The organism is Serratia sp. T13T92 (genome assembly GCF_047530105.1).
Classification (GTDB): Bacteria; Pseudomonadota; Gammaproteobacteria; order Enterobacterales; family Enterobacteriaceae; genus Chania; species Chania fonticola.
This window is the reverse complement of the sequence record NZ_JBLJAK010000005.1, coordinates 106,918-133,746: the sequence shown is the minus strand read 5'-3', so window position 1 is coordinate 133,746 and position 26,829 is coordinate 106,918. Positions and strand designations below refer to the sequence as shown.

25 protein-coding genes and 1 pseudogene are annotated in these 26,829 nt (G+C 51.6%); 18 read left to right on the top strand and 8 right to left on the bottom strand.

Annotation, left to right across the window (positions count from 1 at the left end; translation table 11 throughout):
- Positions 1-211 precede the first annotated feature (211 nt).
- The 3 genes from ACMV5I_RS07945 (at position 212) to ACMV5I_RS07935 (ending at position 4,557) form a co-directional block, all read left to right on the top strand.
- On the top strand, positions 212-1,297 hold the full coding sequence (locus ACMV5I_RS07945) for an ABC transporter substrate-binding protein (protein WP_414824077.1): 1,086 nt from the start codon (positions 212-214) through the stop codon (positions 1,295-1,297).
- A gap of 427 nt (positions 1,298-1,724) precedes the next feature.
- Complete coding sequence (locus ACMV5I_RS07940) at positions 1,725-3,494, top strand: ABC transporter permease (RefSeq protein WP_414824076.1); 1,770 nt, start codon at positions 1,725-1,727, stop codon at positions 3,492-3,494.
- Positions 3,487-4,557 carry an ABC transporter ATP-binding protein gene (locus ACMV5I_RS07935; RefSeq protein ID WP_024485669.1) on the top strand — a complete coding sequence of 357 codons (1,071 nt, stop codon included), beginning with the start codon at positions 3,487-3,489 and terminating at the stop codon, positions 4,555-4,557. Before ACMV5I_RS07940 ends, ACMV5I_RS07935 begins: the two co-directional genes overlap by 8 nt.
- Before the next feature lie 75 nt (positions 4,558-4,632).
- Here the strand turns inward: ACMV5I_RS07935 and ACMV5I_RS07930 are convergent, their stop codons facing one another.
- From ACMV5I_RS07930 to ACMV5I_RS07920, 3 genes are all read right to left on the bottom strand, one after another.
- Complete coding sequence (locus ACMV5I_RS07930) at positions 4,633-5,238, bottom strand: response regulator transcription factor (protein ID WP_414824121.1); 606 nt, start codon at positions 5,236-5,238, stop codon at positions 4,633-4,635.
- A gap of 303 nt (positions 5,239-5,541) precedes the next feature.
- On the bottom strand, positions 5,542-6,021 hold the full coding sequence (locus ACMV5I_RS07925) for a hypothetical protein (RefSeq protein ID WP_414824075.1): 480 nt from the start codon (positions 6,019-6,021) through the stop codon (positions 5,542-5,544).
- 6 nt (positions 6,022-6,027) lie between these two features.
- Complete coding sequence (locus tag ACMV5I_RS07920) at positions 6,028-6,828, bottom strand: winged helix-turn-helix domain-containing protein (protein ID WP_414824074.1); 801 nt, start codon at positions 6,826-6,828, stop codon at positions 6,028-6,030.
- A 429-nt stretch (positions 6,829-7,257) separates the two neighbouring features.
- Between ACMV5I_RS07920 and ACMV5I_RS07915 the strand changes: the two genes are divergently transcribed.
- The 7 genes and pseudogenes from ACMV5I_RS07915 to ACMV5I_RS07885 all read left to right on the top strand — a co-directional run bounded on the left by ACMV5I_RS07915 (position 7,258) and on the right by ACMV5I_RS07885 (position 13,367).
- Positions 7,258-7,770, top strand: a complete 513-nt coding sequence (locus tag ACMV5I_RS07915; RefSeq protein ID WP_414824073.1) for a fimbrial protein — start codon at positions 7,258-7,260, stop codon at positions 7,768-7,770.
- A 275-nt stretch (positions 7,771-8,045) separates the two neighbouring features.
- Positions 8,046-10,228: pseudogene (locus tag ACMV5I_RS07910) on the top strand (fimbria/pilus outer membrane usher protein); the annotation flags it as partial.
- 90 nt (positions 10,229-10,318) lie between these two features.
- Positions 10,319-10,561: a FimD/PapC C-terminal domain-containing protein gene (locus ACMV5I_RS07905; protein WP_414824120.1), complete on the top strand. Its 243-nt coding sequence runs from the start codon at positions 10,319-10,321 to the stop codon at positions 10,559-10,561.
- Positions 10,562-10,577: 16 nt separating this feature from the next.
- Positions 10,578-11,303: a molecular chaperone gene (locus ACMV5I_RS07900; protein ID WP_414824072.1), complete on the top strand. Its 726-nt coding sequence runs from the start codon at positions 10,578-10,580 to the stop codon at positions 11,301-11,303.
- A gap of 17 nt (positions 11,304-11,320) precedes the next feature.
- Complete coding sequence (locus tag ACMV5I_RS07895; protein ID WP_414824071.1) at positions 11,321-11,848, top strand: fimbrial protein; 528 nt, start codon at positions 11,321-11,323, stop codon at positions 11,846-11,848.
- An 8-nt stretch (positions 11,849-11,856) separates the two neighbouring features.
- Positions 11,857-12,366 (top strand): fimbrial protein, encoded by a 510-nt coding sequence (locus tag ACMV5I_RS07890; protein ID WP_414824070.1) that lies wholly within the window; start codon positions 11,857-11,859, stop codon positions 12,364-12,366.
- A gap of 113 nt (positions 12,367-12,479) precedes the next feature.
- Positions 12,480-13,367, top strand: a complete 888-nt coding sequence (locus tag ACMV5I_RS07885) for a hypothetical protein (protein ID WP_414824069.1) — start codon at positions 12,480-12,482, stop codon at positions 13,365-13,367.
- An 89-nt stretch (positions 13,368-13,456) separates the two neighbouring features.
- Here the strand turns inward: ACMV5I_RS07885 and ACMV5I_RS07880 are convergent, their stop codons facing one another.
- Positions 13,457-13,744: a putative quinol monooxygenase gene (locus tag ACMV5I_RS07880; RefSeq protein WP_021806219.1), complete on the bottom strand. Its 288-nt coding sequence runs from the start codon at positions 13,742-13,744 to the stop codon at positions 13,457-13,459.
- A gap of 573 nt (positions 13,745-14,317) precedes the next feature.
- On the opposite strand from ACMV5I_RS07880, the gene epd reads away from it, so the two are divergent.
- The 3 genes from epd (at position 14,318) to fbaA (ending at position 17,806) form a co-directional block, all read left to right on the top strand.
- A complete protein-coding gene (gene epd / locus ACMV5I_RS07875; RefSeq protein ID WP_174332984.1) occupies positions 14,318-15,334 on the top strand; it encodes an erythrose-4-phosphate dehydrogenase in 1,017 nt (338 codons plus the stop codon).
- A 72-nt stretch (positions 15,335-15,406) separates the two neighbouring features.
- A complete protein-coding gene (gene pgk / locus ACMV5I_RS07870; protein ID WP_414824068.1) occupies positions 15,407-16,570 on the top strand; it encodes a phosphoglycerate kinase in 1,164 nt (387 codons plus the stop codon).
- 156 nt (positions 16,571-16,726) lie between these two features.
- Positions 16,727-17,806 carry a class II fructose-bisphosphate aldolase gene (gene fbaA / locus ACMV5I_RS07865; protein ID WP_414824067.1) on the top strand — a complete coding sequence of 360 codons (1,080 nt, stop codon included), beginning with the start codon at positions 16,727-16,729 and terminating at the stop codon, positions 17,804-17,806.
- A 173-nt stretch (positions 17,807-17,979) separates the two neighbouring features.
- On the opposite strand, the gene ACMV5I_RS07860 is transcribed toward fbaA, so the two are convergent.
- Positions 17,980-18,648, bottom strand: coding sequence for a DUF1345 domain-containing protein (locus tag ACMV5I_RS07860; protein ID WP_414824119.1), 669 nt, complete (start codon positions 18,646-18,648; stop codon positions 17,980-17,982).
- Positions 18,649-18,878: 230 nt separating this feature from the next.
- On the opposite strand from ACMV5I_RS07860, the gene mscS reads away from it, so the two are divergent.
- Complete coding sequence (gene mscS / locus ACMV5I_RS07855) at positions 18,879-19,745, top strand: small-conductance mechanosensitive channel MscS (RefSeq protein WP_024485681.1); 867 nt, start codon at positions 18,879-18,881, stop codon at positions 19,743-19,745.
- A 44-nt stretch (positions 19,746-19,789) separates the two neighbouring features.
- Here the strand turns inward: mscS and ACMV5I_RS07850 are convergent, their stop codons facing one another.
- Positions 19,790-20,989 (bottom strand): NAD(P)/FAD-dependent oxidoreductase, encoded by a 1,200-nt coding sequence (locus ACMV5I_RS07850; protein WP_414824066.1) that lies wholly within the window; start codon positions 20,987-20,989, stop codon positions 19,790-19,792.
- A gap of 230 nt (positions 20,990-21,219) precedes the next feature.
- Here ACMV5I_RS07850 and ACMV5I_RS07845 point away from each other — a divergent pair, with 230 nt between their 5' ends.
- Both ACMV5I_RS07845 and argO read left to right on the top strand, forming a co-directional pair.
- Positions 21,220-21,726 (top strand): RrF2 family transcriptional regulator, encoded by a 507-nt coding sequence (locus tag ACMV5I_RS07845; RefSeq protein WP_202727654.1) that lies wholly within the window; start codon positions 21,220-21,222, stop codon positions 21,724-21,726.
- A gap of 124 nt (positions 21,727-21,850) precedes the next feature.
- Complete coding sequence (argO, locus tag ACMV5I_RS07840; protein ID WP_260515749.1) at positions 21,851-22,474, top strand: arginine exporter ArgO; 624 nt, start codon at positions 21,851-21,853, stop codon at positions 22,472-22,474.
- 159 nt (positions 22,475-22,633) lie between these two features.
- Here the strand turns inward: argO and cspA are convergent, their stop codons facing one another.
- Complete coding sequence (gene cspA, locus ACMV5I_RS07835; protein ID WP_021806212.1) at positions 22,634-22,846, bottom strand: RNA chaperone/antiterminator CspA; 213 nt, start codon at positions 22,844-22,846, stop codon at positions 22,634-22,636.
- 1,342 nt (positions 22,847-24,188) lie between these two features.
- Here cspA and ACMV5I_RS07830 point away from each other — a divergent pair.
- Positions 24,189-24,920: an oxidative stress defense protein gene (locus ACMV5I_RS07830; RefSeq protein ID WP_021806211.1), complete on the top strand. Its 732-nt coding sequence runs from the start codon at positions 24,189-24,191 to the stop codon at positions 24,918-24,920.
- Positions 24,921-24,957: 37 nt separating this feature from the next.
- On the opposite strand, the gene ACMV5I_RS07825 is transcribed toward ACMV5I_RS07830, so the two are convergent.
- A complete protein-coding gene (locus ACMV5I_RS07825; protein WP_021179788.1) occupies positions 24,958-25,851 on the bottom strand; it encodes a LysR family transcriptional regulator ArgP in 894 nt (297 codons plus the stop codon).
- Between the two features lie 215 nt (positions 25,852-26,066).
- On the opposite strand from ACMV5I_RS07825, the gene rpiA reads away from it, so the two are divergent.
- Entirely contained in the window at positions 26,067-26,726 is a 660-nt protein-coding gene (rpiA, locus tag ACMV5I_RS07820) for a ribose-5-phosphate isomerase RpiA (RefSeq protein ID WP_414824065.1), read from the top strand.
- Positions 26,727-26,829 lie beyond the last annotated feature (103 nt).

Genomic DNA, 26,829 nt, shown 5'->3' with positions numbered 1-26,829 from the left:
CTTATTTTTTACTCCTCGCAACCAACCTCTCTCCATCCACAGCCAGGCAACATTAAGAAATCCTTAATGATTGGATAATCATGGCTGTTGCTGTCCAAAAATCGCCCACCATCACAAAACAGCAACATGGCGAATTAACGGCGTTGCTTAACCATCGCTATTCGCTATATGTTAATTTTTGGTTTTATAAATGTAACCAGGAGTTAATGATATGTTTTTGAAAATTAGCGTATCCATGGCGGCGGCCGTCTTGATCTCTGCTCCGGCCTTCGCGCAGTTCCCGGCAGGCTACCCGGCCGATTATCAAAAGATTGTCGATGCGGCGAAAAAAGAAGGCAAGGTAGTGGTGTACTCCACCACGGATACCAAAGCCGCGGGGCCACTGATCCAGGGGTTTGAAGCGCTGTATCCTGGTATCAAAGTCGAATACAACGATATGAACAGCACCGAGCTGTATAACCGCTATATCAGCGAGCAGGCGGCTGGGGGCACCAGTGGTGACGTGGTGTGGAGTTCTTCCATGGATACCGCGCTGAAGCTGGCCACCGACTATGCGTTGGAATATGCCTCGCCAGAGCAGGGGCAATTGCCTAAGTGGGCCGTGTGGAAAGATAAGGCTTATGGCACAACTTATGAGCCGGTGGTGTTTATCTACAACAAGCGCCTGATCCCGCAGGGTGAGGTGCCAGATTCCCATGCTGCGCTGGCTAAACTGATTGCCAGCCAGCCGGATAAATTCAAAAAGAAAGTCACCACCTATGACATCGAGAAGTCGGGCCTGGGCTTCATGCTCTCGGTGCAAGACTTCAAGGCCGATCCAAACTACTTCGCTACCTTGGCCGATATCGCCAAGGGCGGGTTGGCCGTGCAGTCTTCCACCGGCACCATGATGGAAAGGGTCTCGTCAGGCGAAAACCTGATTGGTTTTAATATTCTGGGGTCCTATGCCGAGGCGCGAGCCAAAACCGACCCTTCACTCGGTATCTCATATCCCAAAGACTACACGCTGGTGTTGTCACGCGTGACCTTTATCAGCCAGGAAGCGGCCAACAGCAATGCGGCCAAACTGTGGGTGAACTACGTGCTGTCTGAGCAAGGGCAGAACATCCTGGCCAACAAGGCTGATATCCCTTCCATTCGCAACGATATCGAAGGCAAGAACGACATCGATGGCATGACGCAGATGTTGGGCAAGGCGTTGAAACCGATCCCGGTGGACGAAAGCCTGCTGGAATATCTGGAACCTGCCAAACGCCTGGACTACATCAAACAGTGGCGTACCGCCGCCGCGAAGTAATGGTGGAATTGGGGCCATGCTAATCATTGTTGCCCCTCACCCCAACCCTCTCCCACAGGGAGAGGGGGCTGGTACGGAGTTGGGGTGAGGTGCAGAAGTTAATCTGTAACAGGCTTAATGCTTGGGGCGGGTGCCGTGATTAAGTTGTGGCGCATTCAGTCTCCTCTCCCTGTGGGAGCTGGTACGGAGTTGGGGGTCAGGTGCCGGAGTTAATCTGTAACAGGATTAATGTTTGGGGCGGGTGCCGTGATTAAGTTGTGGCACATTCGGTCCCCTCTCCCTGTGGGAGAGGGTTAGGGTGAGGGGAACTACACAGAGCTAAAATCTCTGCGGTGTTCTCCTTCAGCATGAAGCCTGTATTGCTTAAACAGGGAACTCTACCCCGGTGCATCTCAGGATGCAGGGGATATCACCATCGGGACAGTCTATGAAAGCATTGCGCAAAAAGTGGCAGAGTCTGCCGCGCGGCTTGGTGGTGCTGATAACCGCGCTGGTTATCTACGTACCACTGTCGTTTATCGTGATCCAAAGCTTCCTTTCCGCGCCGTTTTTCTCGCCTTCCAAGGTGTTCAGCCTTGAGGCCTTCCGCTTTATCTTTACCGACCCCGATTTCTACAAGGCGCTGAAAAGCGGGTTTATTCTGGCATTTGGTCTGGTGGTCATCTCCATTCCGTTGGGCGGCGTACTGGCGTTTTTAATGGTGAGAACCGATCTGCCGGGCCGCCGCTTTATTGAACCGCTGATCCTGGTGCCGATCTTCGTCTCGCCGATGGTGTTGGGTTTTGGCTACGTGGTGGCCGCCGGGCCGGTCGGTTTCTTCTCGCTGTGGGCGGAATCCTTGCTGGGTTTTGTGCCCTGGAATATCTATGCGATGGGCAGCATCGTGGTGATCGCCGGGCTGACGCACGTTCCCCATGCTTATCTCTATATTTCATCGGCGCTGCGCAGCGTCGGCTCGGATGTCGAAGAGGCCGCCCGCACCGCCGGGGCTTCTCCGTTGCAGGTGATGACTGCCGTCAGCTTGCCCATGGTGCGCCCGTCGATCCTATACGCCAGCGTCTTGCTGTTCTTCCTGGGGCTGGAAGTGTTTGGGCTGATGCTGGTGCTGGGCGATCCGGAAGGCAACCTGGTGCTGGCGACTTACCTGTATCAACTGACCAACAAGCTGGGTACGCCGTCTTACCACCTGATGGCGGCGGTGGCGGTAGTGTTGATCTGCATTACCATTCCATTGGTTATGCTGCAACGGCGTCTGATGCGTACCGCCAACCGCTTTGTCACGGTCAAGGGCAAAGCCTCACAGGCCCGTGCATTACCCTTGGGTAAATGGCGCTGGGTTGCCGGTGGCGTGGTGGTCTTGTGGCTTACCGTGACCATCGGTGTTCCGCTGGTGGGCGTGGTGCTGCGTGCCTTTATCTCCAACTGGGGCGTCGGGGTTTCCATTTGGGATGAGCTGTCACTCAACACCTTCCGCACCATTTGGCAGCAACCTAACTTGCTGCGGGCGATTGTCAACTCGATGGCGATCGGAGTGTTCGGTGGTGCGCTGGCGGTGGTGTGTTATCTGTTTATCGGCATTGCGATGCACCGTAAACCTGACGGCGTAACCCGTTTTCTGGATTACAGCGTACTGGTGCCGCGAGCTGTGCCTGGCTTACTGGCAGGCTTGGCCTTCCTGTGGGTGTTCTTGTTCCTGCCGATGTGGCTGGATAAATCGCTAAAAGCCGGTTGGCTCTCTGCGCTGCCGATCGCCGAATGGTTGCGTGAAAACCTGGTGGTGTGGCTACGTTCCCTGCGTAGCACTATCTTCAGCGTCTGGCTGGCTTATACCGTGGTGTGGATGGCTTATGGCCTGCGGCTGATCTCATCGACGCTGTTGCAGGTTGCTCCAGAGTTGGAGGAGGCTGCACGCAGCACCGGAGCCTCTCGCGGGCAGATCACGCGCCATGTGACGATCCCTCTCTCCCGCTACGGCCTGATTGGTTCCTGGCTGCTGATGTTCCTGATCTTCGAACGTGAATATTCCACCGGGGTCTATCTGCTGTCCCCGGGTACGGAAACTATAGGTTCTATGCTGGTTTCCCTGTGGGCGGCGGGGGCGATCGATATTGTCGCCGCGCTCTCTTTTATTAACATCCTTCTGGTCGTGTTAGGACTAGGGATTGCCCTGCGATTTGGAGTGAAAATCCATGATTGAGCTTTCGGTAGATAACCTGCACCTGACCTACGGCGATAACCCGGTATTGAAGGGCGTTTCCATGCAGCTCAAACGGGGGGAGGTAGTTTCACTACTCGGGCCGTCAGGCAGTGGCAAAACCACCTTGCTGCGTGCGGTGGCCGGGTTGGAAAAACCCACCCAGGGGAAAATCGTCATTGGCAACAATACCGTCTATGACGGCACGGCGCGCAGCGAGATCCCGGCGGAAGAACGCAATCTGGGCCTGGTGTTTCAATCCTATGCGTTATGGCCCCACAAAACCGTGTTTGATAACGTGGCCTATCCGCTGAAATTACGCAAAACGCCTGCGGCGGAAGTTACTCAGCGTGTACAAGCGGTACTCGAACAGCTCGGCCTGGGGCAGTTAGGTAAGCGTCATCCCCATCAACTCTCCGGTGGTCAGCAACAGCGCGTGGCGATTGGCCGTGCGTTGGTCTATAACCCACCGGTGATCTTGCTGGATGAGCCGCTATCTAACCTGGACGCCAAGCTGCGCGAGGAAGCGCGGGTGTTCCTGCGTGAGCTGATCATCAAACTGGGTCTTTCTGCGCTGATGGTGACTCACGACCAGAACGAGGCGATGGCGATCTCCGATCGGATCCTGCTGCTCAATAACGGCAAGATCGAACAGCAGGGCACACCACAGGAAATGTATGGTTCGCCTGCCACGCTGTTCACCGCCGAGTTTATGGGCAGCAATAACCGTCTGTTTGGCAAGGTGACGGAGATCCGTGAAGGCAATGCGCGGATCGAAGGTAAAGACTGGGTGCTGTGGGGCAAGGCCGGGGCTGGATTAACCACCGGGCAGGAAGCAACGGCGGTGATCCGCGTTGAGCGCGTACGCTTGGGGGAAGATCCGCAAGGTAATCAGATCGCGTTACCCCTGCTGACCAGCATGTATCTAGGTGACCGTTGGGAATATCTGTTCCGCACGGTAGCAGAGGACTTTGTGGTTCGCGCCTATGGCACAGAAGTCCGTGGCCAAGAGATGTGTACGCTGTCTCTGCCCGCTGAACATCTGTGGATTTTCCCCAAGGTGTAGCGAGGGGTTGATAACGCAGGGCGCAGAGATCGCCCTGCGGACAATGAGATGCACTTAGCAGCGCAGTTGCGCAAATTACCGGTTCAGCTTTAAAGTTAATCCCCCCTGCAGCAGCCAGTGAAACAATTCACTGGTGCGAGTAAAGTTCAGTTTTTTCATCGCAGAGCGTTTATGTGAGTGCACGGTTTTCACTTTCAGTTGCAGAATATTTGCCGTTTGCGACTGGCTGACCCCTTGCCTCAGGTAATGCAGAACCTGGCGTTCGCGTTCTGTCAGGCTCTGGCGATGGCAGGCAGGGCAAGGGGGCGCCTTTTCTTGTGGTTTAGCGTTGAACTGCATTGCCAGTTTTACTTTCCCCAGCATATCGCCGAGGCTTTGGTTACGGTATAGCGTACTACTCTTGGCGATACAGCGGATGGGAGGATTAAAATGCCTTTCGGCTCGATCACGTATCACAAAATAGAGCGGTTGAGGTGCGTCAGCAGGAAAGCGCCGACAGATGTCGGTTTTTTCGCCCTGGTACAGCGCCTGAAAAATGATATCTGGTTTCTCGCTGGGGTAGCCGCTAAAAAAATTAACCTGGGTACGCAGTTCGGTAAAATACTCAACCAGCCCGTACTGCAGACCTGCTAAGAAGTAGCTATTGTGATCGTTTAATAAGATGGTTATTTTTTTCTGCATGGTCAAATTCCATTTAGCGTTGTGTCTATTTCAATTGCCGCGAAGATCGTCTGGGGATGCTATAAAAGCAATGCGTTAGCTATAGGGGATAACTTATCTGTATAACATGGTATATAAACGGTTTTAATATTCCAAGCTAACTCACTTAACCTCAATATATTGGCTTTTAATCTTGAGGATTTAATCTTTTCTGGCTGATTATTAGGAGGGTGTGGTTTTTCATGGCATAGCATTAAACTTTTATACTATGCCATTTTCCACTAAAGCATGGCAGCAGCTTAGTGGCGGGGTTAGTATGCGCTGCTAGCCTTGCTTTATGCAGACTAGGAACGGATTGCTAAATCCCCTAATTAATAATGCATTGTGGAATAAAGGTACTACTTCCGTATAAATATCAACGAGTTCAATTTCCGGCATGACATATTTTCGCCAGATATCGTCCGGAGTATTGTCGGCGGGATGGACTTGTTCATGAGTGAATTGAACATTGTTACCCCCTTTTATTTCTGATGGTGTGATGGAGAAGGCGATGTTGCGATCCAGCAGATAGCGGGTGTCATTTTCTTTGATCGAGCCGGTGATGTAAAACATGCCGGATTTTGATGTGGAAAAAATGATGGTAGCACTTGCCTTAAGCACAATATTACTTTTTGCTTTCACCTGTAGCGATATTTGCTGAGTGTCGCAGCGGAAGGGTTTTCTACCCTGATGATGAACGTTGAAGTACCATAGGCACATCAGTAGGACGGTGAGGAGTAACGCTACGCCAATAATTTTTTTCATTTCATTTTACTCAATGGTTTTAAATACTTTGCAATGCTGATAATCGCCTTCAGTCGTGTCTTTTTGACAGGCAGCCAGAAAAGTTATCTTCAATAGTTCGTTATCGGGGCGCTCTTCAGTATAAAAAATGTCTTGCCTGACCAGGTCACAATCCAGTTTTTCTGACTCCAGTATCTTTTTCGCCCTGAACTCTGAGCCGGGAATAGGGTCTTTTCTGATAGAGTAAATATCACATTGTTTATAGGTACTAATTAATTTTAGCTGAGTTGATGGTGCCCTAAGCAGCAAAGCCAGGCCGATGAAACCCAATGCAGTCAGCAGTGCCAGGGTAGGTATTATCATGGTTTTTATGGTCAATTTATCTGGCATGACTAGTGGAAGAGTGCTGATGGACTTTTCCTCTTTAACAGCCCCCTCCTTCTCTGGTTTCGTCATTACTTGTTCCACTTTCTTTATCTTGGTATCGGCTTTTGGTTTTGGTGTGGGGTGAATATCTGCTTCCATTCTAAACCCTATCTTAGGTAGGGTTATAATGATGGATTTTTCTATTCCCAGGCTAACAAATGATTTTCTCAACTCACTGATGCAGTTGTTCAAGCCAGCGTTGGAAGCAGGAAAACCATAATCCTCCCACGCATTTTTCAGTAAAGAATCACGGGATAAGTTAACTCCATTGTTTTTGATAAACTCATTAAGCACTCGGCAAGAGGGTTTTGAGAGTTCAAGAGCCGTCTGATTATTATTGTTTAATGCGAGTGTTCGATGCTCCGGATCAAACACAATGATTAAATTTATGGTGTATTTCATTTTATAATCAACTTCCTAGGTGTTTTTGATGAGATGATTTTTCTGACTAAGATTAATCTTTCTTTATAAATTTAGGAGAAATCTAAGTTAAGTGTGCATAGCTAGTCAAGTGTGACTTTTGAATTTATTTTTCATCAACATTTACGTTGTTTTCTAATGAGTTAGAAATGCTGCTCATTGTTGATTATTCACTCTTTGTTGGTGTTTAATGTTAATTGATATCATTTTTTAGATTAAAAATCTAACATTTGACATAAGATCAGATTAATTTGCTGTTTGTTGCGATCGGACATAATATTTATCGGGTCGCCGAAAGCTATGTGTTTATGTACTCAGCGTAATGTATTACGACATGTAAAAACGGTGACGACCAATAATATGGAGGCGCAGGCTCGACCTGTGCTGTTTTTAGTTAGAAAAAAGGACAAAATGATGAAATTGACGCAAATTGCCATGGCCACTTTATTGGCGAGCGGTATCTCATTCGGCGCTCAGGCTGCTACCGGTAACAGCGGGAGCGTGACGTTCACCGGAGAAGTCAGGGATTCGCCATGCGATCTGGCTGCGGGCCAGGATGGGACGGATATCAAGGTGGATTTTAGTCAGCTTTCCATGTCTGGGTTGAACTCAGGCAATAGCGTCACCAAGGACTTCAATATCCAATTGGAGAACTGCGCGATGGATAAGAAAACGGCAGAAATTACCTTCAACAGCACCAACCAGATTGCGGGTAAAAACCTGCTGAAAACCAATGGCAGTGCGACCGGTTTGGGTATCAAAATCAACGATATTACCTTTGGTACGGCGTTGCCACTGACTGGTCTGGCAGACGGCAAAAATACCCTGACGTATACCGCGATGGTGCAGAAAGCCGATGACGCTACTGCGGTCACCGGGGGGGATTTCACCACTAGCACCAACTTTGTGATTGCCTATAAATAAAGAATTCTTCTGACGCAGGAGATGTGCTCTTGCGTCAGAACGTTTCTTTTGCATGGCAGGACAGAGTCACCGTTCTGCCATCGCTATTGTAACCACGAAACACTATTCACTGTGCGGAGTTAGCGCAAAACTCTTTTCATGCATTGTCTGGATAGATTTTTCCTATGCCTCTGTAGCTATGTTCACCCCTCTGGGATCCTTGTTATGGGGGGCAGCAGCATCTGGTGTAAATGATGTGATGGATTGCTTGTGAAAGGGATTCTGGATAATAGCCTATGATTCAGTCACGGTTTATAAAAAACCGTATCACGTTGTCGATATTACTGATGCTAACGGCAGGGCATACACAGGCTGTCAAATTCAATATCGACATGCTTGATGCGCAAGATAAAACGAATGTTGATTTTTCCCGATTTTCTCAGTCCGGCTATGTGATGCCGGATGATTATCAATTACAGGTTACCGTCAACGGCGAGAGCTTGGGCAATGAACGGGTTATTTCATTTTATTTGCCTGAGGGCATAGCGGCCGTAGAGTCCGATGCCGTTAATTTACCTCAGGCATGCCTGTCACAGGAAATGGTTGATTCGCTAGGGTTAACGACTTCCGCTCGTGAGAAGGTCACTACCTGGCGCAACGGGCAGTGTGCCGATTTTAGCGCTTTGCCAGGGGTCACGCTGGTTCCTGACCTTGGGGCCAGTCTGTTGAAGATTAATGTGCCCCAAGCCTGGCTGGAGTACAGCGATAATTCTTGGCTGCCGCCTTCCCGTTGGGATCACGGTATTCCCGGGATACTGTTGGATTACAATCTGAATGCCTCGGTAACTCGTCCACAAGGGGGAGGAAGCCGACAGCGAAATATCAGCGTTAATGGCACCGCCGGGATGAATGCAGGGGCTTGGCGCTTGCGGGCAGACTATCAGGGTAATAATAGCCAGATCTCCGGGCCTAACCCGTCCTCCAGGCGCAACTTTGACCTGACCAGGGTTTATCTTTATCGCCCTTTACCCAGCCTGCAGTCAACGCTGACCTTGGGGGAGGATTATGTTAACTCTGCCCTGTTTGACTCATGGCGTTATACCGGTGGGAAATTGGCCAGCGATGAACGGATGTTACCACCGCGTTTAAGAGACTACGCCCCGGAAATCATCGGGGTGGCTAATAGTAACGCGCGAGTCACTGTGACCCAGCAGGGGGGAAAGTATATGACAGTACTGTCCCGGCGGGCCCTTTCCGTATTCAGAGCCTGGACAGCGCCATTCGCGGCACGTTGGATGTGACCATTACCGAACAAAATGGCGAGCAGCGTAAGTTCAGCGTTTCCACTGCGTCGGTGCCCTATCTGACCCGACCAGGGCAGATGCGTTATCAACTGATCACCGGGCGGCCCAGCACATGGCAGCATAATCTGGAGGGACCGCCGTTTGTTGCCGGTGAAATGACCTGGGGTATCAGTAACGCCTGGTCCGTCTACGGCGGCGCGACGTTATCCCGGGACTATCAGGCTGCGGCACTGGGGGTGGGGCGTGATCTGTTCGTGTTGGGAACCATGGCGCTGGATGTCACCCAGACCGCGGCGCGATTCCCCCAGTACGATGATCGGCAGGGTAAATCCTGGCGTCTAAGTTACTCCAAGTTCTTTGATGAGATGGATACCGATGTGACCTTTGCCGGATATCGTTTCTCGGAGAAGGATTTTCTCAGTATGCAAGAGTACCTGGATGTGCGTTACCGGGAAGATACACGTGGCCATCAGAAAGAACGCTATCAGATTAACGTCAACAAGCGTTTTGAGGGCTTTTCGCTGGGGCTGAACTATGAAAGGCAGACATATTGGGATCAAGGGGATACCAATACGTTTGGCGGAACTGTCGGTACCTATTTTGATCTGCCGTCATTGGGGTTGAGAAACCTGTCGGTCACTGGCACGGTCACCCGCAGCCAGTATCAGGGGCGTGAGGATAATCTGGTTAGCGTGATGATTTCGGTGCCGCTGGGGCTAGGTACGGTGAGCTATAACGCCAGTCAAAGCCGAGGGCGCTATAACCAGCAAGTCGGGTATTACGGCGTGGCGGGGCAGGACAGTTACAGCGTGAATGCCGGGGTTATCAGTGGCGCTCAGGCCTCGGCCAATAGTCAGTTTAATGGCATGTACACCCATAATGGCAATATGGCCAAGGTCAGCGCAAATGCGGCTTTTGAAGGCCGTGGTACATCCTCTTTCGGGTTTAATGCCAGCGGTGGTCTGACGGTCACCGGGCTCGGGGCGGCGCTGCACCCTGCGGGTTATAACGGCGGAACCCGGCTGATGTTGAGCACGGATGGCATCGCCGGGGTGCCGTTAAACACTTCGGGCGTTAAGAGCAACCGCTGGGGGATCGGCGTGTTGGGCGATATAAACAGTTATTACCGTACGACTGCACGTATTGATGTCAACACCTTGCCGGAGGATGTCGAGGCGGTTCAGGGGGTAGTAGAGGCCTCGTTGACGGAGGGCGCGATTGGTTACCGCCGATTTTCCGTATTGCAGGGGGCTACAGCGTTTGCGGTGCTGCGGTTGGCGGATAGCAGTTATCCCCCCTTTGGTGCAAGCGTGACAGATAGCCGAGGACGAGAGGTGGGGCTGGTGGGGGAACAGGGGCTGGCATGGCTCAGCGGTATTGCCCCCAAGAGTGCCTTGAATGTGGCATGGGCAGGAGAAGTTCAGTGCCAGGTGCAGTTACCAGCGCAGATTGGCGAGTCTAATCTGTTATTGCCTTGTCGACCAACCACGTCGGATCAGATTAATTAATAAAGAGTAAATACTTATGAGAGTTCGCAAGATGAAAATCAGCACCGTTTGGAGTTTAGTGACGTTGTTGGTCTTACCTTTAACGGGGCAGTCGGCGGTCACGCTAGACCGAACCCGGGCGGTATTTGATGGTGCTAGCCAGTCTATCAGCCTGAATATCAGCAACGATAATCAGCAGCAGCCCTATCTGGCGCAATCCTGGCTGGAAGATGAACAACATAACAAGGTGCCAACGGGCCCTTTGATCATTACGCCGCCGGTACAGCGTTTGGAGCCGGGGGCTAAAGGGATCATTCGGGTGAAGGCCACGGGCTCAGTGAGCCAGCTCCCTCAGGACAGGGAGTCGCTGTTTTATTTTAACCTGCGGGAAATCCCACCGGAGAGTGACAAGCCGAATGTGCTGCAGATAGCGTTACAGAGCAAAATCAAACTGTTTTACCGGCCGAAGGCACTGAAACGTGAACCGGGAGCGGTATGGCAAGATCAGTTGGTCTTGCATACTGAAAACGGCGGTTATCGGATAGACAATCCCACACCGTATTACGTCACGGTGATCGGGCTGGGGGGGACTGAGAAACAGTCGCTGGAAGGGGATTTTGACAGCGTGATGCTAGCCCCGAAAAGTAGTGCCCGCGTGAAAAGCGGCATTTATGCCAAACCTTATTTAACCTACATCAATGATTATGGTGGTCGCCCTACGTTGGCGTTTCGCTGTAGCGGTAGCCAGTGTGTCGCTCGCTAAACAGGGTAAAGGGACTTATGAACAGACGATTGATAGGGGGAAGTGTCTGCCTGTTGCTAGTGCTATCGCTGGCGAGCCAGGCGGCCGATCATCTGGAACTGGTATTTAAGGGGGTCCTGCTGGTGGCAAACTGCCAGTTTGACCAAGAGGGTAGTAGTCAGAAGGTCTCCTTGCCCAGCCAAAACTTACGTTTTTTCGAACACAACTCGCGTACCCAAACCACGCCATTTGCCCTTGGCCTGAAAGACTGTACGCCAGCCACTCTGGGGAAAATGGTGAAACTGACGTTTAACAGTACGCAGACTCAACAGGTCAATGGGGTCGCTATGCTGGCTACCACCGGCGATACCGGGCTGGTGATTGGTCTGGAAGACAGTCTCGGTCAGGCGATTGTCCTGGGGCGTGAGGTGAAAGCCGGTGCCATTAGCCAAATCGGCTCCGGGGGCATTAACCAGTTTCAGTTTGGCGCCTATGCGTTGGCTCCGGGTGCGGTAAAAGCGGGTGATTACAGCGCGACGGTAACGGTTGAGGCCAGTTATCAGTAGGAGAAAACATGCGACAAAATGGCAAACGATTTTGGCGATATGCCCTGTTCAGCCTGATGTTGGGGGCGGCAGCCGTGCAGGCGGATGTCCCCATTACCGTCAAGGCGACGATATTGATCCCGGTGTGTAATATCACCAGCGAGAGCGGTGAGTCACGGTTGGAAGTGCCTTTTGGAGAGCTCATCTTGCAGGATGCAGGCAGCGCCAAAGCGGAAAAATCGGTCCGCATCAAGGTTTCGTGTAGCGGTGGGGTACCTGTGGGCAAGAGTTTGAAAATGTACTTGGCGCCTACCGCTTACGGCGTGATGAACACTATGGGAGACAACGTGTTGGGAACCTCGCAGTCTGGGGTCGGGATAGCGTTATCCCGTGACAACATGGCCTTTACTATTGGTCAATGGCTGCCGATACAGGCTGGGTTATTTACGCTCACCGGGCGGGTAGTTATCCAGGATGGGATGGGTAAAGAGGGGGGAGCGTTTAGCGCTACTGCGTCACTGTTTACCAGTTATATCTAGATTATGAATAGGCCTGAGATAAAAGGGCGCGGGGAATATACAGATGAGTGAAACGTGCAGCATAAAATACCTCAAGGCGCGGGGGGGGGGGGCTATTAATCGGCTTGATGAGCATGGCCCCCGCTTTTGCTGACTATAATGTAACCGCCATAAGTGCCATCTCCCGAGTGAATATTAGCGGCAAAGCTGAGGTGAGTACAGGGCTGGTAAGCACGTATGTTATCAATAGCAGCACTGTCTCTGGCAAGGTGTCTTGTGGCGCTGCAAATTTGTCTCCAGGATCTGCATGGCACTATACGTTGATTGATTTACCTAAAGAGCCTGGCAACGCCGAACGTTATCGGATTAATGACAATTTATCTATTTCTGCGACGGCGGCTAATAATTCGCTTGGTACATGGGTAAATAAAACGTCGTGGTTGTGTTCTAGAGATAATAAATCTGAAGATGCTTGGGAATTTACCGTGGCTTTTCCTATTACGCTTTCTTTTTATATAAAAAGGCGTCCTATTGATAATGTGATTACTTTTCCTTCAATGCCATTGGGAGGATATATTCGCAGTTTTGGCCGTCCAATGGGGCTAAATGAAAGGATTTATGCTATCCCATTTTATCTGCAGGGGGGAACGATACAATTACCCAATGTATGCAAGGTAAATCCTGTTGCCCTGACGTTGGACCACGGTATGCTGTCAGCAGATAGCGTCTCGCATCGCACTTCTGCACCCATTACTTATACTTGTGACTCGCCGGTGAAGGCGACTTTCTCACTGAGCTATGAGGCGGATGGCAATGGTACATTGCCGTTGAAAGACACGGCAGGAAAAACCGGTGCGGTCTCTAAGCTGACGATTACCGATCCAGAAACTGGGGTTTCAGGCAGAAGCATTGAGGCGGCTATTAAGACGTCAAAAACCTTTACGGTCAGCAGCGAGCTTTCTAAAATCACGGGGAGTGGACAATTGAGTGGTAGCGCCTGGCTCATTGCCTTACAGGATTAACTCAATTGTGCTGAGAATGTGAGCAGTGAAACTTTCACCGTTGGGTGAGCAGAAAGGGGAGCACCGATCTGCTCCCCTAAGAAGTTCAATTACAGCTGAGTCAGTTTTTTCACTTCCAGACTGACCAGTTTCCCTTCCAATTCGGCCAGGAAGGCATCGTGGTAAGACATTGCCATGTGCTCTTTCAGCGCTTGCTCAGAAGTCCAGCGTTCGATAAATACGAAAGCGCCTGGATGGCCCTGCTCTTCATGCAAATCATATTGGATGCAGCCTGGTTCGGAACGGCTTGGGGCGACCATGGCGCGCACGGCTTTGTCTACCGCAGCACGGTGTTCTGGCATGGCTTTGATCAGGGCGACTACTTTGATTTCACTCATCTTGGTTCCTTGTAGAAAACAGTAAAAGATAGAGAGACTGCAGACATTTCCCCACAGGCTCACAACATGGGGGCCGCTGCTAGGCGGGCGCAGCATGCAGCGCCCCTACGGTCGAACATCTGCGACCTCTACCCATTCAGCAATCTGAGGGTAAAGAATATTTCCATCAGCATTCGCTTCACCTAACAAACGCAGGGTCTATTATGGTGGTCTTGACGTTACCGGCAAGTCATTTGCGCATTCGAACTCAATTCGGCTAGCGGGGGCTGAGGGTAAAAATGTGCGCTAGATCATTTTATTTTCGCAAAGTCCCCTCGACATGACAGGCAGCGCATTGCGCCTGTTCCTTTTGGCAAAACTTTGGTTTATGCTCGGCTGAAGCGTTTCAGTTATCACTGTTGTCAGTGGAAATGCAGAGTGAGCGGTTGCGATGAGCAACGAGGTTTGACGAATAATGCAAAGCAGCGATTCACAGCAGGCGGTACGCTAAAGTACTCTAGGCGAGATAATCAGTCTGCGCGATCCTTGAAGTGGAACACCACCGTCAGGGAGCGCCCTTTTTCAGGGAGTAGCATGACCATCCGCATAGCGATAAACGGCTTTGGCCGTATTGGCCGCAGCGTTTTACGCGCACTGTACGAATCGGGACGACGCGCCGAAATTTCTGTCGTCGCCATCAACGAACTGGCACATGCCGAGGGGATGGCCCACCTGCTAAAATATGACTCCAGCCACGGCCGCTTTGCCTGGGATGTGCGCCAGGAATGTGACGTGTTGAGCGTGGGGGATGACAGCATTCGTTTGTTGCATCAGCCAGAGCTGCACCAGTTGCCCTGGGGTGAACTGGGCGTGGATGTGGTGCTGGATTGCAGCGGTGTGTACGGCAGCAGGGCAGATGGCGAAGCTCATCTGGCGGCAGGGGCAAAAAAAGTGCTGTTTGCCCATCCGGGCGGTAACGATCTGGATGCAACCATCGTGTTTGGGGTTAACCACCAAACGCTGCGTGGCGAGCATCGCATCGTGTCCAATGCCTCCTGTACCACCAACTGCATTATTCCGATTATCAAGCTGTTGGACGATGCCTACAGCATTGAGTCCGGCACGGTTACCACCATCCACTCCTCGATGAACGATCAGCCGGTGATAGACGCCTATCATCAGGATTTGCGGCGCACCCGCGCGGCGAGCCAGTCGATTATACCGGTCGACACCAAGCTGGCAGCGGGCATTACGCGCATCTTCCCGCAGTTTTGCGATCGTTTTGAAGCGATCTCCGTGAGGGTGCCGACGATCAACGTAACGGCCATCGATCTTAGCGTCAGCGTGAGCTCGAAGGTGTTGGTCACAGAGGTAAACCAGCTGTTGCAAAAGGCGGCACAGGGATCATTTCGTGGTATAGTTGACTATACAGAACTACCATTAGTCTCGATTGATTTTAACCATGACCCGCACAGCGCCATCGTTGATGGGACGCAAACTCGGGTCAGCGGACAGCACCTGATCAAGACCTTGGTCTGGTGTGATAACGAATGGGGCTTTGCCAACCGGATGTTGGATACAACACGGGCAATGGCCGCAAGCGGTTTCTAGTAAGGCGCTATCAACGTGGTGTTGATGCGTCGCTCAGGCAACTTTATAGAGAATCAACAAAGAGGGTTCACCATGTCTGTAATTAAGATGTCCGATCTGGATCTGGCGGGTAAACGCGTTCTGATCCGTTCCGATCTGAACGTACCAGTGAAAGACGGCAAAGTGACTTCAGATGCGCGTATCCGTGCCTCCCTGCCAACTATCGAAGCTGCGCTGAAACAAGGCGCCCGCGTGATGGTAACTTCCCACCTGGGTCGTCCTACCGAAGGCGAGTACAACGAAGAGTTCTCCCTGTTGCCAGTGGTCAACTACCTGAAAGATCATCTGAAATCTCCAGTCCGTCTGGCGAAGGATTATCTGGAAGGCGTTGACGTTGCAGAAGGTGAACTGGTTGTTCTGGAAAACGTTCGCTTCAACAAAGGCGAGAAGAAAGACGACGAAGTGCTGTCCAAGAAATATGCTGCGCTGTGCGACGTGTATGTGATGGACGCCTTTGGTACCGCACACCGTGCGCAGGCTTCTACACATGGCGTGGGCAAATTTGCTCCGGTTGCCTGTGCAGGCCCGCTGCTGTCTGCGGAACTGGAAGCTCTGGGCAAAGCGCTGGGTAACCCGGCTCGTCCAATGGTGGCTATCGTTGGTGGTTCTAAAGTGTCTACCAAACTGACCGTGCTGGATTCTCTGTCCAAGATCGCCGATCAGTTGATCGTTGGTGGCGGCATCGCTAACACCTTCGTGGCGGCACAAGGGAATAACGTGGGGCAGTCCCTGTACGAACCTGATCTGATCCCGAACGCGCAAAAACTGTTGGAAACCTGCGATATTCCGGTGCCAACCGACGTACGCGTAGCAACCGAGTTCTCTGAAACCGCAGTGGCCACTGTGAAGCAGGCCAACGAGATCCAGGACAACGAGCAAATTCTGGATATGGGCGATGTCTCTGCCGAGCGTCTGGCCGTTATCCTGAAGAACGCCAAAACCATTCTGTGGAATGGCCCGGTTGGCGTATTCGAGTTCCCTAACTTCCGTCGTGGCACCGAAATCGTTGCACGCGCTATCGCAGATAGCGAAGCCTTCTCCATTGCAGGCGGCGGCGACACCCTGGCAGCTATCGATCTGTTCGGTATCGCTGACAAAATTTCCTACATCTCTACCGGCGGCGGCGCCTTCCTGGAATTCGTTGAAGGGAAACCTCTGCCTGCAGTAGTAATGCTGGAAGAGCGCGCTAAGCAGTAATTCAGATAACGGGGGGCGCAAGCCGCCCGTTTGTTTATGCTCCCCAGCTGAGCTGTGGGGGTAAAAAAATCGCTATTTATCCATCGCTACCACTAGCTTGCAGGTTGTAGCTTGCAAGACGACGGGTATACGGCCAACGAAACAGGACAACGTCTAATGTCTAAAATTTTTGATTTCGTAAAACCAGGTGTCATCACAGGTGATGACGTGCAGAAAATTTTCGCAGTTGCCAAAGAGAACAACTTTGCACTGCCAGCGGTAAACTGCGTGGGTACCGACTCCATCAACGCAGTGCTGGAAACAGCAGCCAAGGTGCGTGCTCCAGTAATCGTTCAGTTCTCTAACGGCGGTGCTGGCTTTATCGCGGGTAAAGGCATCAAAACTGACGTGCCACAAGGTGCTGCGATCCTGGGCGCAATCTCTGGCGCGCACCACGTGCATCAGATGGCTGAACATTACGGCGTGCCAGTGATCCTGCACACCGACCACTGCGCGAAGAAACTGCTGCCATGGTTAGACGGCCTGTTGGACGCGGGTGAGAAGCACTTCGCGGCGACCGGTAAGCCACTGTTCTCTTCACACATGATCGACCTGTCTGAAGAATCACTGGAAGAAAACATCGAAATTTGCAGCAAGTACCTGACCCGCATGGCGAAGATCGGTATGACCCTGGAAATCGAACTGGGATGCACCGGCGGTGAAGAAGATGGCGTAGACAACAGCCACATGGACGCTTCTTCCCTGTACACTCAGCCACAAGACGTTGATTACGCGTACGAAAAACTGAACGCTATCAGCCCACGCTTCACCATCGCTGCCTCTTTCGGCAACGTACACGGTGTTTACAAGCCAGGCAACGTGAAACTGACCCCAACCATTCTGCGTGATTCTCAGGACTATGTTTCCAAGAAACACAACCTGCCGCACAACGCGTTGAACTTCGTGTTCCACGGTGGTTCAGGTTCTACCGCAGCAGAAATCAAAGAAGCGGTCAGCTACGGCGTAGTGAAAATGAACATCGATACCGACACCCAGTGGGCAACTTGGGAAGGTATCCTGAACTACTACAAAAAGAACGAAGGCTATCTGCAGGGCCAACTGGGTAACCCAGAAGGTGCCGACAAGCCGAACAAGAAATACTACGATCCACGCGTATGGACTCGTGCTGCTCAGACTTCCATGATCACCCGTCTGGAACTGGCATTCAAAGAACTGAACGCGGTAGACGTGCTGTAATAGCGTCCCTTCGTACAGATTGATGCTAAAAGGCTCCCGAGGGAGCCTTTTTTATGATGAAGCGGGCACAGCATGCGGCGCCCCTACAGGGTAAGACTCGTGACAATGTATTTGTAGTGGCGAGCATGTTCGACCGTAGGGGCGCTGCATGCTGCGCCCGTTCACCTAATCAGCTACCCCAATAACCCCGCCCCGACGTTAATCGACAATCCCAGTATCAAGATATTGAAGACAAAAGAGATCACCGATTGCAGTAGGGTAATTTTACGCACGTCTGCGGTGCCCACGGCCACGTCGGCAGTTTGTGACGCCACGGCAATGGTGAAGGAGAAATAAGCGAAGTCCCAATAGTTTGGCTCGGTCAGCTTGCCGGGAAACAATAGCGGTAACACCTCCGTATTGGCCCGCTGGCGGTAAAACAGATGGCCGTAGTGCATGGTGAATGCCGTGGGTAACAGCAGCCAGGAAACCACCAGTGTGGAGCCGGTCAGTGCCAGATGCAGCGTTTTCAACGCGTCGCTGACCTGTTTGGCAGTGCTCAATTCAAACAGGATGGCCAGAATGCTCACCACGCAGCCCAAACTGACCAGCGCCAATACCTGGCTGGCACTCTCGTCCTGCTTGCGTGCCAATTGCCGGGTACGTTGTGGCGTGCAGCCCAGCATCAGATGCCAAAGGCACAATAAATAGATCCAGGCCATCACGTTCCAACCAACGATCAGCCGTTGCAGCCATGGCAGATGAGCAGGAAGCAGCCCGACACATACAAGCCCAGCACCTACCGAAATCAATAATCTGGGGCGTACTCGCCAATAGTGCTTAAGCGAGGAGGAAATAGCGATCACGATGAACTTTCCTTGTGCCGTAAGGGTGTTTTTATCATAGTTGAAATCGGGTTAACCCGATATTTATTCAGGCTATACCCGTTAAAAGCGGTGGAAAATTTTACCCGTTGTGGTTGGCACTGCGGCAAAATGTTGGTTACCCTTAGCTGTGGTTTGTTTATTGGCCCTGTTTCGCCAGTATATTTTGCTCATTTTCCCCGCACGGGGATGTCAAGTAGGACGTCAGAATGGAAGAACTTAACGTAGTAGAAGGCATTAACAATGCCAGCAGTTGGCTAGTCAATCATCAGGATATGCTGATCCAGTATGCGGTGAATATTGTTGCCGCAATCGTGATTTTCATTATTGGTTCGGTGGTGGCTCGCGTAGTGAGTAATGCGCTCAGCCGTGTGATGAAGCTGCGTGGCATCGATGCCACCGTGGCGGATTTCCTGGCTGCGATGGCACGTTACAGCATCCTGGCGTTTACCTTTATTGCGGTGCTGGGGCGCGTTGGTGTTCAGACTACCTCGGTAATTGCCGTTCTGGGTGCGGCCGGTCTGGCCGTGGGTTTGGCGCTGCAAGGCTCCTTGTCCAACTTTGCGGCTGGCGTGCTGCTGGTGGCCTTCCGTCCGCTGCGGGCCGGGGAGTTTGTCGATCTGGGTGGCGTTTCAGGTACGGTAGATCAGGTGCAGATCTTCTCCACTACGCTGCGTACTTCAGATAACAAAACCATTGTGGTGCCGAACGGTAAAATCATCGCGGGCAATATCATCAACTATTCCCGTGAGCCAAACCGCCGCGTGGATATCGTGGTCGGTGTGGCTTATGACGCTGATATCGATCTGGTGAAGAAAGTGTTGGGTGACGTGATCGCGGCAGATAAGCGCATCATGCACGATAAAGGCGTGACGGTTCGCCTCAATGAGATGGCACCTTCTTCACTGAACTTTGTGACTCGCTCCTGGACCACCAATGCCGAGTACTGGAACGTGTACTTTGATCTGATGGAAAACTTCAAGCGTCAGTTGGATGCCCACCAGATCGGTATTCCATTCCCGCAGATGGACGTGCATGTCCGCCATGTAGCGAAAGCGGCAGAGCAGCCGGAGTAATGATCTGACGTTCCCTCACTTTGTAGTGAGGGAACGGATTTCAATCAAACAAACGGAGCTAACGGATCGGCAGCGGCAAAGGCCGTTTCACGTTCTGCCAGCGGGGGATAGATCAACTCGTTGGTAATGGAGACTTTGATTTTCTTTCCCTCTTCTTTGGTGAATTTCACCACCTGTTCCCAACCTTCGCTGTAGACCGCGCCCCAAGACCCCAGATCCAGACAGGTAACGTAATTCACCTGGCGGTAGGGCAAGGGTTCAATACCGATCAGATCGGCGGCGACGTTATGGCCGACAAAGCGCCCTAACATAATGGCGTGCTGGCAGGTCATCAGGGCGTGATTGCCTTGATCGTCAGTACTGGCAAAGGCGACATCGCCGGTCGCATAAACCGCGTTCTGCCCTATCACTTTTAAGTGCTGATCGACGTGCAGCCTGCCTTGCGGATCGCGCTCACCCGGGATTTGCCGGGTTAACGGGCTGGCCTGTACGCCCACGGTTAAAATCACGGTGCTGGAGGCGATATGTTCGCCGTTTTTCAGCGTCAGCCCGCTCTCGTCAATCGCCTTAATCTCGCTATTCAGCCGCCACTCGACGCCTAGCTCTAGCGAGGCTTGGCTAATCACGTCGCGCAGTTGCTCGCTGTAACGGCCTCCCGCCACCGGGCTGCGATCGACGACAATCACACGAATTGCAGCTGAATCACCGAGGATCGCCCGTAAGCGTGCAGGCATTTCGGTGGCCACCTCAATACCGGTAAAGCCGCCGCCACAAACGATGACGGTATTACGTGCGGCGCTCTCAGGCTGCTCGGCCAACGTAGCAAGATGTCGCTCCAGGCGGGCTGCACTCTCCATTTGATCGACGTCGAAGGCGTGCTGCTGTGCTCCAGGCAAGGCATGAGCGATGTGGCTACCGGTCGCCATGATCAGGCGATCGTAACGTACGGCTGTCAGTTGGTCCTGCTCGTTGTGGTACCAAACCTGCTGGCTGGCGCTATCAATCTCACTGGCAACCCCGGCGATAAATTTTACCCCGGTTACTGCGAATAATGGCAGCAGCGGAGCGGCGTGGTTTTCCACCTCGGACTCATAGAAACGGGGGCGAACACGCAGCTCTGCCTGAGGGGACAGCACGGTGATCTCGATATCGTGACGATCGTGGAGATCGGTTAATCGTGCCGCGCTCAATGCCGCCCACATCCCTGCAAAACCGGCACCCAGGATAAGAATTTGTTGTTTCATGTTGTCACTCCGCTGTTGTTTCAGCTGTAAATTGGCTTAATCGTGTAACTGCGACTATATTGGTCGTAGTTAAGATCATCAAGCCTTTTACCAGTAATCTTGGGGGTGGTTTGTTTAATTGTTTGAATTTTATTGTATTTTAATTTTTCATGGTGTGAATGCATGCTGGCATTGCATCGCTGAAGGGAAGAAATTACTATCTAACTCAGAATTAATCGCGCGGAGATAACATGGCGTTCTACAGTTCCGGGGTGGAGTATGGCATCCATAGCCTGATGTGTATGGTCGATAGCAAAGGCGAAGGGCGTGAGATGAGCGTGCGTGAAATCGCCGAATTGCAGGGCGTGCCTTATGACTACCTGGCCAAGATATTCACCAAGTTTTCCAAGGCTAAGTTGGTTGAAAGCAGCGAGGGTAAGGGCGGTGGCTTTCGGCTGGCCAAACCGGCCGATCAGATCACCGTGCTGGATATCGTGGCGGCTATCGACGGTGAAAAGGCCATCTTCGACTGCAAAGAGATACGCCAACGCTTGGCCGTATTTGATGCACCTGCGCCCGACTGGGCCTGTGAAGGCATCTGCGGCGTGCGCCAGGTGATGAATATTGCCCAGCAACGTATGGAAGAGGCGCTATCGCAACATACCGTGCTGGATCTGGTGCGGCGGATGTTGAGAAAGGCGCCGGATGTCTTCCCGATCCAGATTGAAGAGTGGATCGATCATCGCCGTAATGATTGAGCATTAGTATTACTGATGCCTGATTAGAAATATCCATTTCCCCTAATAATTTTCTCTTCGTATGATGCGCGTGTTGAACAGCACACGCCGCTTTCCCGGCGCTGATATTTCCAGAAGGAACACCATGTTAGCCATCTATCTGCAAGGCTTTGCCTTGAGCGCCGCGATGATCCTGCCGCTTGGCCCACAAAACGTGTTTGTGATGAACCAGGGGATCCGTCGCCATTATCATCTGATGACCGCCTCGCTGTGCGCGTTGAGCGATATCATTCTGATTTGCGCCGGTATTTTTGGCGGTAGCGCCTTGCTCAGCAGTTCACCTATGCTATTGGCGTTGGTGACCTGGGGCGGCGTTGCTTTCCTGCTGTGGTACGGCTGGGGGGCTTTCCGCACCGCGTTTAGTCAACATATGGAACTGGCTACGGCGCAAGAGATGAAGCAAAACCGCTGGCGCATTGTGGTGACCATGTTGGCTGTCACCTGGCTGAACCCGCATGTGTACCTCGATACCTTTGTGGTGCTCGGCAGCCTGGGAGGGCAACTGACGCCAGACATTCGTTCCTGGTTTGCCCTTGGCGCGGTCAGTGCTTCGGTCGTCTGGTTCTTTGCCTTGGCATTGCTGGCCTCATGGCTGGCTCCGTGGCTGAAAACCCTGACGGCACAACGTATTATCAACGTTCTGGTCGGGCTGGTGATGTGGGTCATTGCACTGCAATTGGCCTGGCATGGGCTAACCGCTAATTGGTAAGAATCGGCCATGCCAACCATATTAGTATTTTAATCATATTCTTGATTTTTCTATACGAAAAAGCCCGCTTTACGAGAGCGGGCTTTTTATCACTATGGCTTAACTGCTCAGGCTATTTGCCCTCATCGCTATTGCAAGCTCTAGCAAACTTATCGGTCGTTAAAGCGCAAAAACGTTACCAGCGGAAGGACCTTTGGCACCATTCTCAATAGAGAATTCTACTTTTTGCCCTTCATCTAACGTTTTAAAATCGTTACTTTGGATCGCAGAAAAATGCACGAAGACATCTTTGCTGCCATCAGCAGGAGTAATAAAACCAAAACCTTTACCTGCATCAAACCATTTTACTAAACCAGTCATTTTATCAGACATAGATACTTCCTTTAATATTGAGCCACTCAATGTGGCGAACATGGCCTGTTTTGCAGAGATTTACTTATTGGGCACTTAGGAGGAGGCTCATGAAGAAGGATATCTATGGATAGCTCTTGGACTGAGGACTGCTTTACTAAAACTGCTTTCATAAGGTCTGTGTTCCAAACCGATGAACCATAATAGTCACGTACTGATTAATTTTGCAAGCATTAACTTCACTAACTTTTTTCACACGTGTACAGCGACTTATCTTTTCAATGACTGTACGTACGGAACACGAAACTTGGCTGAACCATGAAAGCTAAAAGCCCTGACCGTTGCAGTCAGGGCTTTTAGGGTACTACAAACTTAAGATTTAACATTAATCAACTTACATAACTTGATACTACTGATTTTGGTACTGCTCTAAATGCACTTGTTTATCACAGATAATATTGGGTGATAAAAGATAGCTATATCATCCTCCCTATACTGACTGATGTTTATAACGCCTGCTAATCCGAAGAAACATCCAAGATTGAGTAGGTTAAACTAGTACATCTCCCCTCGCGATATAAAATAATTGATGCGTAGCCTTACTTTCGTTGCGATAACATTCTTTCAACAACACGCAACATCAAAAAACTATAAATCAAAGCCTTACACCATCGCGTTAACATACATACTTTGCGATTATAGATACTGACTACATGGCCTTAAAACATTATCGCGTGAGCCTGCTACTCTACCCAACTGCGATTATCCCATACAAAAATATTTCGTAGCCTTTATCGCAAAAAACTAAAACCCTATTAAAAGTACATGCTACTTGCTCTTTATATTAACAGCGAGCTGTTTTATGTGCCGCTGTTGATGCCTAATTTACGGATTTTAGATACTGTGTCAATACTGTTTTTAACAACATGTTTTTATTATCAGTAAATCCAAGTTAAAACAGGCTCAGCATGAAGGTGTGACAAACTCTGATGCTGTTAATACCGTGTTAAAAGGTGTGTTTCTCACTTGATTTCCTGATAGGTTCTTCACAATGAAGAACCTCAAGAATTCCGCTCCAACCTTTTTTGGCTGAACTCCGTAATGCTTTTTCATCATGCCAATGACGTTTTAGCTTTTGATGGGGTTATTTATGCAATTTAAGTGAGTTGCGTAATCGGTAGATGGAGGCGTTGCTTCGTCTGTCGCAGATCTTACGCCCCTTTCCTACCAGAAAACGCAATTTCCGTGATGCGATTTTTCAATTTTTTCAGGACAACGCTACCCTTTGTCACTAATCCGAATTCCAAGGGCGGCAGGATGTGTTAGCTTTGAAGGCAAGCATTTCGTCATTCAAGGAGACACTGTGAAGCTTAAAGCATTGGCCATGGCCGCAATGATTGGATTAGGCACGTTACCTCTGGCGCTGCAGGCAGCAGAAGTACCTGAAGGGCCGCATGTGGTCACTTCCGGCACGGCCAGCGTAGACGCCACCCCGGATATTGCCACACTGGCGATCGAAGTCAGCGTCTCTGCCAAAGATGCCGCCCAGGCGAAAAAACAGGTTGATGAACGCGTAGCGCAGTATTTTGACTTCCTGCAGAAAAACGGCATTGAAAAGAAAGATATCAATGCGGCCAACCTGCGTACCCAGCCAGAATATGACTATCTGAAAACCGGTGAATCGCAGCTGAAAGGCTACCAGGCCGTGCGCCAGGTGCAGGTGACCTTGCGCCAGTTGGATAAACTCAACGAGCTGTTGGACGGTGCGCTGAAATCGGGTTTGAACGAAATTCGTGCGGTTGAGCTTGGGGTGGCCAAGCCAGAGGTTTATCGCGAGCAGGCGCGTCAGAAAGCGATTGAAAACGCCACTCAGCAAGCCGCCTCGTTGGCGCAGGGCTTTAAGGCCAAGCTGGGGCCGGTGTACAGCATTCGCTATCACGTAGCCAACTACCAGCCGATGCCGGTCGCGCGCATGTTTAAGGCCGCTTCTGCGGCACCGGAAAGCGATGCCGCTCAGACTTACGAACAGCAAAGTATTCACTTTGACGATCAGGTGGACGTGGTATTCGAGCTGAAAACCAACGCCGCGCAGTAAGCAATCTCTTGCCATGGCGCGGTGTTATGCCGCGCCTTTAATCCTGCCTTAATACCTGATGCCCGTGAGACAGCAGCGCATCGGTGACCTTACGCATCATGCGGCTCTCCGGCGCAAAGCGGTGCCAGAACAGCATACGGCGCTGAAACAGGCCCGGAGTCAGGTCGATCAGTTCTCCGCTAGCCAGCTCTCTCTCAATCTGCAAATGCGGGATCATACAGCAGGTGGTGCCTTGCCGTGCCAACTGAACAAATGCCTCTGACGAGTTAACGATATGGCAGGGAACGCTGCCCGGCGAGAGATCGAAGTTCTGCTGTAAAAACGCCTGATGCATATCATCGAGATGATCGAAAGCCACCGCCGGTGCCTTCAGCAGGGCAGAACGGGTCACGCCATTAGGGAAATAGCGATCGGCAAAGGCTTTCGAGGCGACAAACAGATAGTCCAGCGCGCCCAACCGATCGACCAGGCAGCTCGGCAGCGGCTGCGGCTGGATACTCACCGCACCCACCACTTCCCCCCGGCGCAGACGTTCCTGCGTGCGGGTTTCGTCTTCCACCTGCAAATTCAGACGTACAGGAGAATCGGCCAGCACCGGTTTTAGCGCCGGTAACAGCCAGGTTGCCAGGCTGTCGGCGTTGACCGCCAGTGACAGCAACAGCGGCGTATCGACCCCATTGTCATTCCCTAACCACTCCTCTTCCAGCAGCTCGACCTGATGCAGCAAGGCCAGCAGTTTTTGACCCTGCTCGGTTGGGCGCGGTGGCACGGTGCGTACCAGTAGCGGTTGGCCGAACAGGTTTTCCAACTGTTTGATGCGCTGGGATACCGCCGATTGGGTGATGCAAAGTTTTTGTGCCGCGCGCTCAAAGCCACGCTCACGGATCACCGCGTCCAGCGCTTGCAGCGTTCTATAGTCTGGGCGTTTCATCGGAGAGAAGATCCCTTTTAGTAAATTGATTCAGGCACTATGCCACATTTTTGCACTTTCTCAGGTGAAAAAATCCCGCCGCTCTTTTCAGTGCGGGCGCCGTAGGGAAGGGCAGAAATGTGCGTCAGGTTAAATAAGTGTGTTTTAGCCTAAGTTGCCGTCAGTGATTTACCCTATAATACGCACACGTTTTCGTATATAGGCAATGAGACATCATGACTCAGGATGAACTGAAAAAAGCGGTAGGCTGGGCAGCATTGGAATTCGTGAAGCCTGGCACTATCGTGGGCGTGGGCACCGGCTCTACTGCGGCTCACTTTATCGATGCGTTGGGTTCGATCAAACACCAGATCGAAGGCGCGGTATCCAGCTCAGACGCGTCGACCGCCAAGCTGAAAAGCCTGGGGATCCACGTATTCGATAGCAATGAAGTGGATTCGTTGGATATCTACGTGGACGGTGCCGATGAAATCAACGGCCACATGCAGATGATTAAAGGCGGTGGCGCAGCGTTGACCCGCGAGAAGATCATTGCTGCCATTGCCCGTCAGTTTATCTGCATTGTCGATTCCACCAAGCAGGTTGATTTGCTGGGTAAATTCCCGCTGCCGGTAGAAGTGATCCCGATGGCCCGCTCCTACGTAGCGCGTGAGCTGGTCAAACTGGGCGGCCTGCCGGAATACCGCCAGAACGTGTTAACCGATAACGGCAACGTGATCCTGGACGTGCACAACCTGGAAATCCTTGACGCTATCGCGTTGGAAAATAAGATCAACAGCATCGCTGGTGTGGTTACCGTGGGTCTGTTTGCCAACCGTGGCGCGGACGTTGCACTGGTCGGCACGCCGGATGGCGTAAAAAAAGTGGTCAGATAATCTGGCCGTTAACAGGTTGAGCAATCCCAGCCTGTTCACTAAGTAGGGGCGCTGCATGCTGCGCCCTTTAACCGTGCCCGTCATAATTCTTGTCTTAAAATAT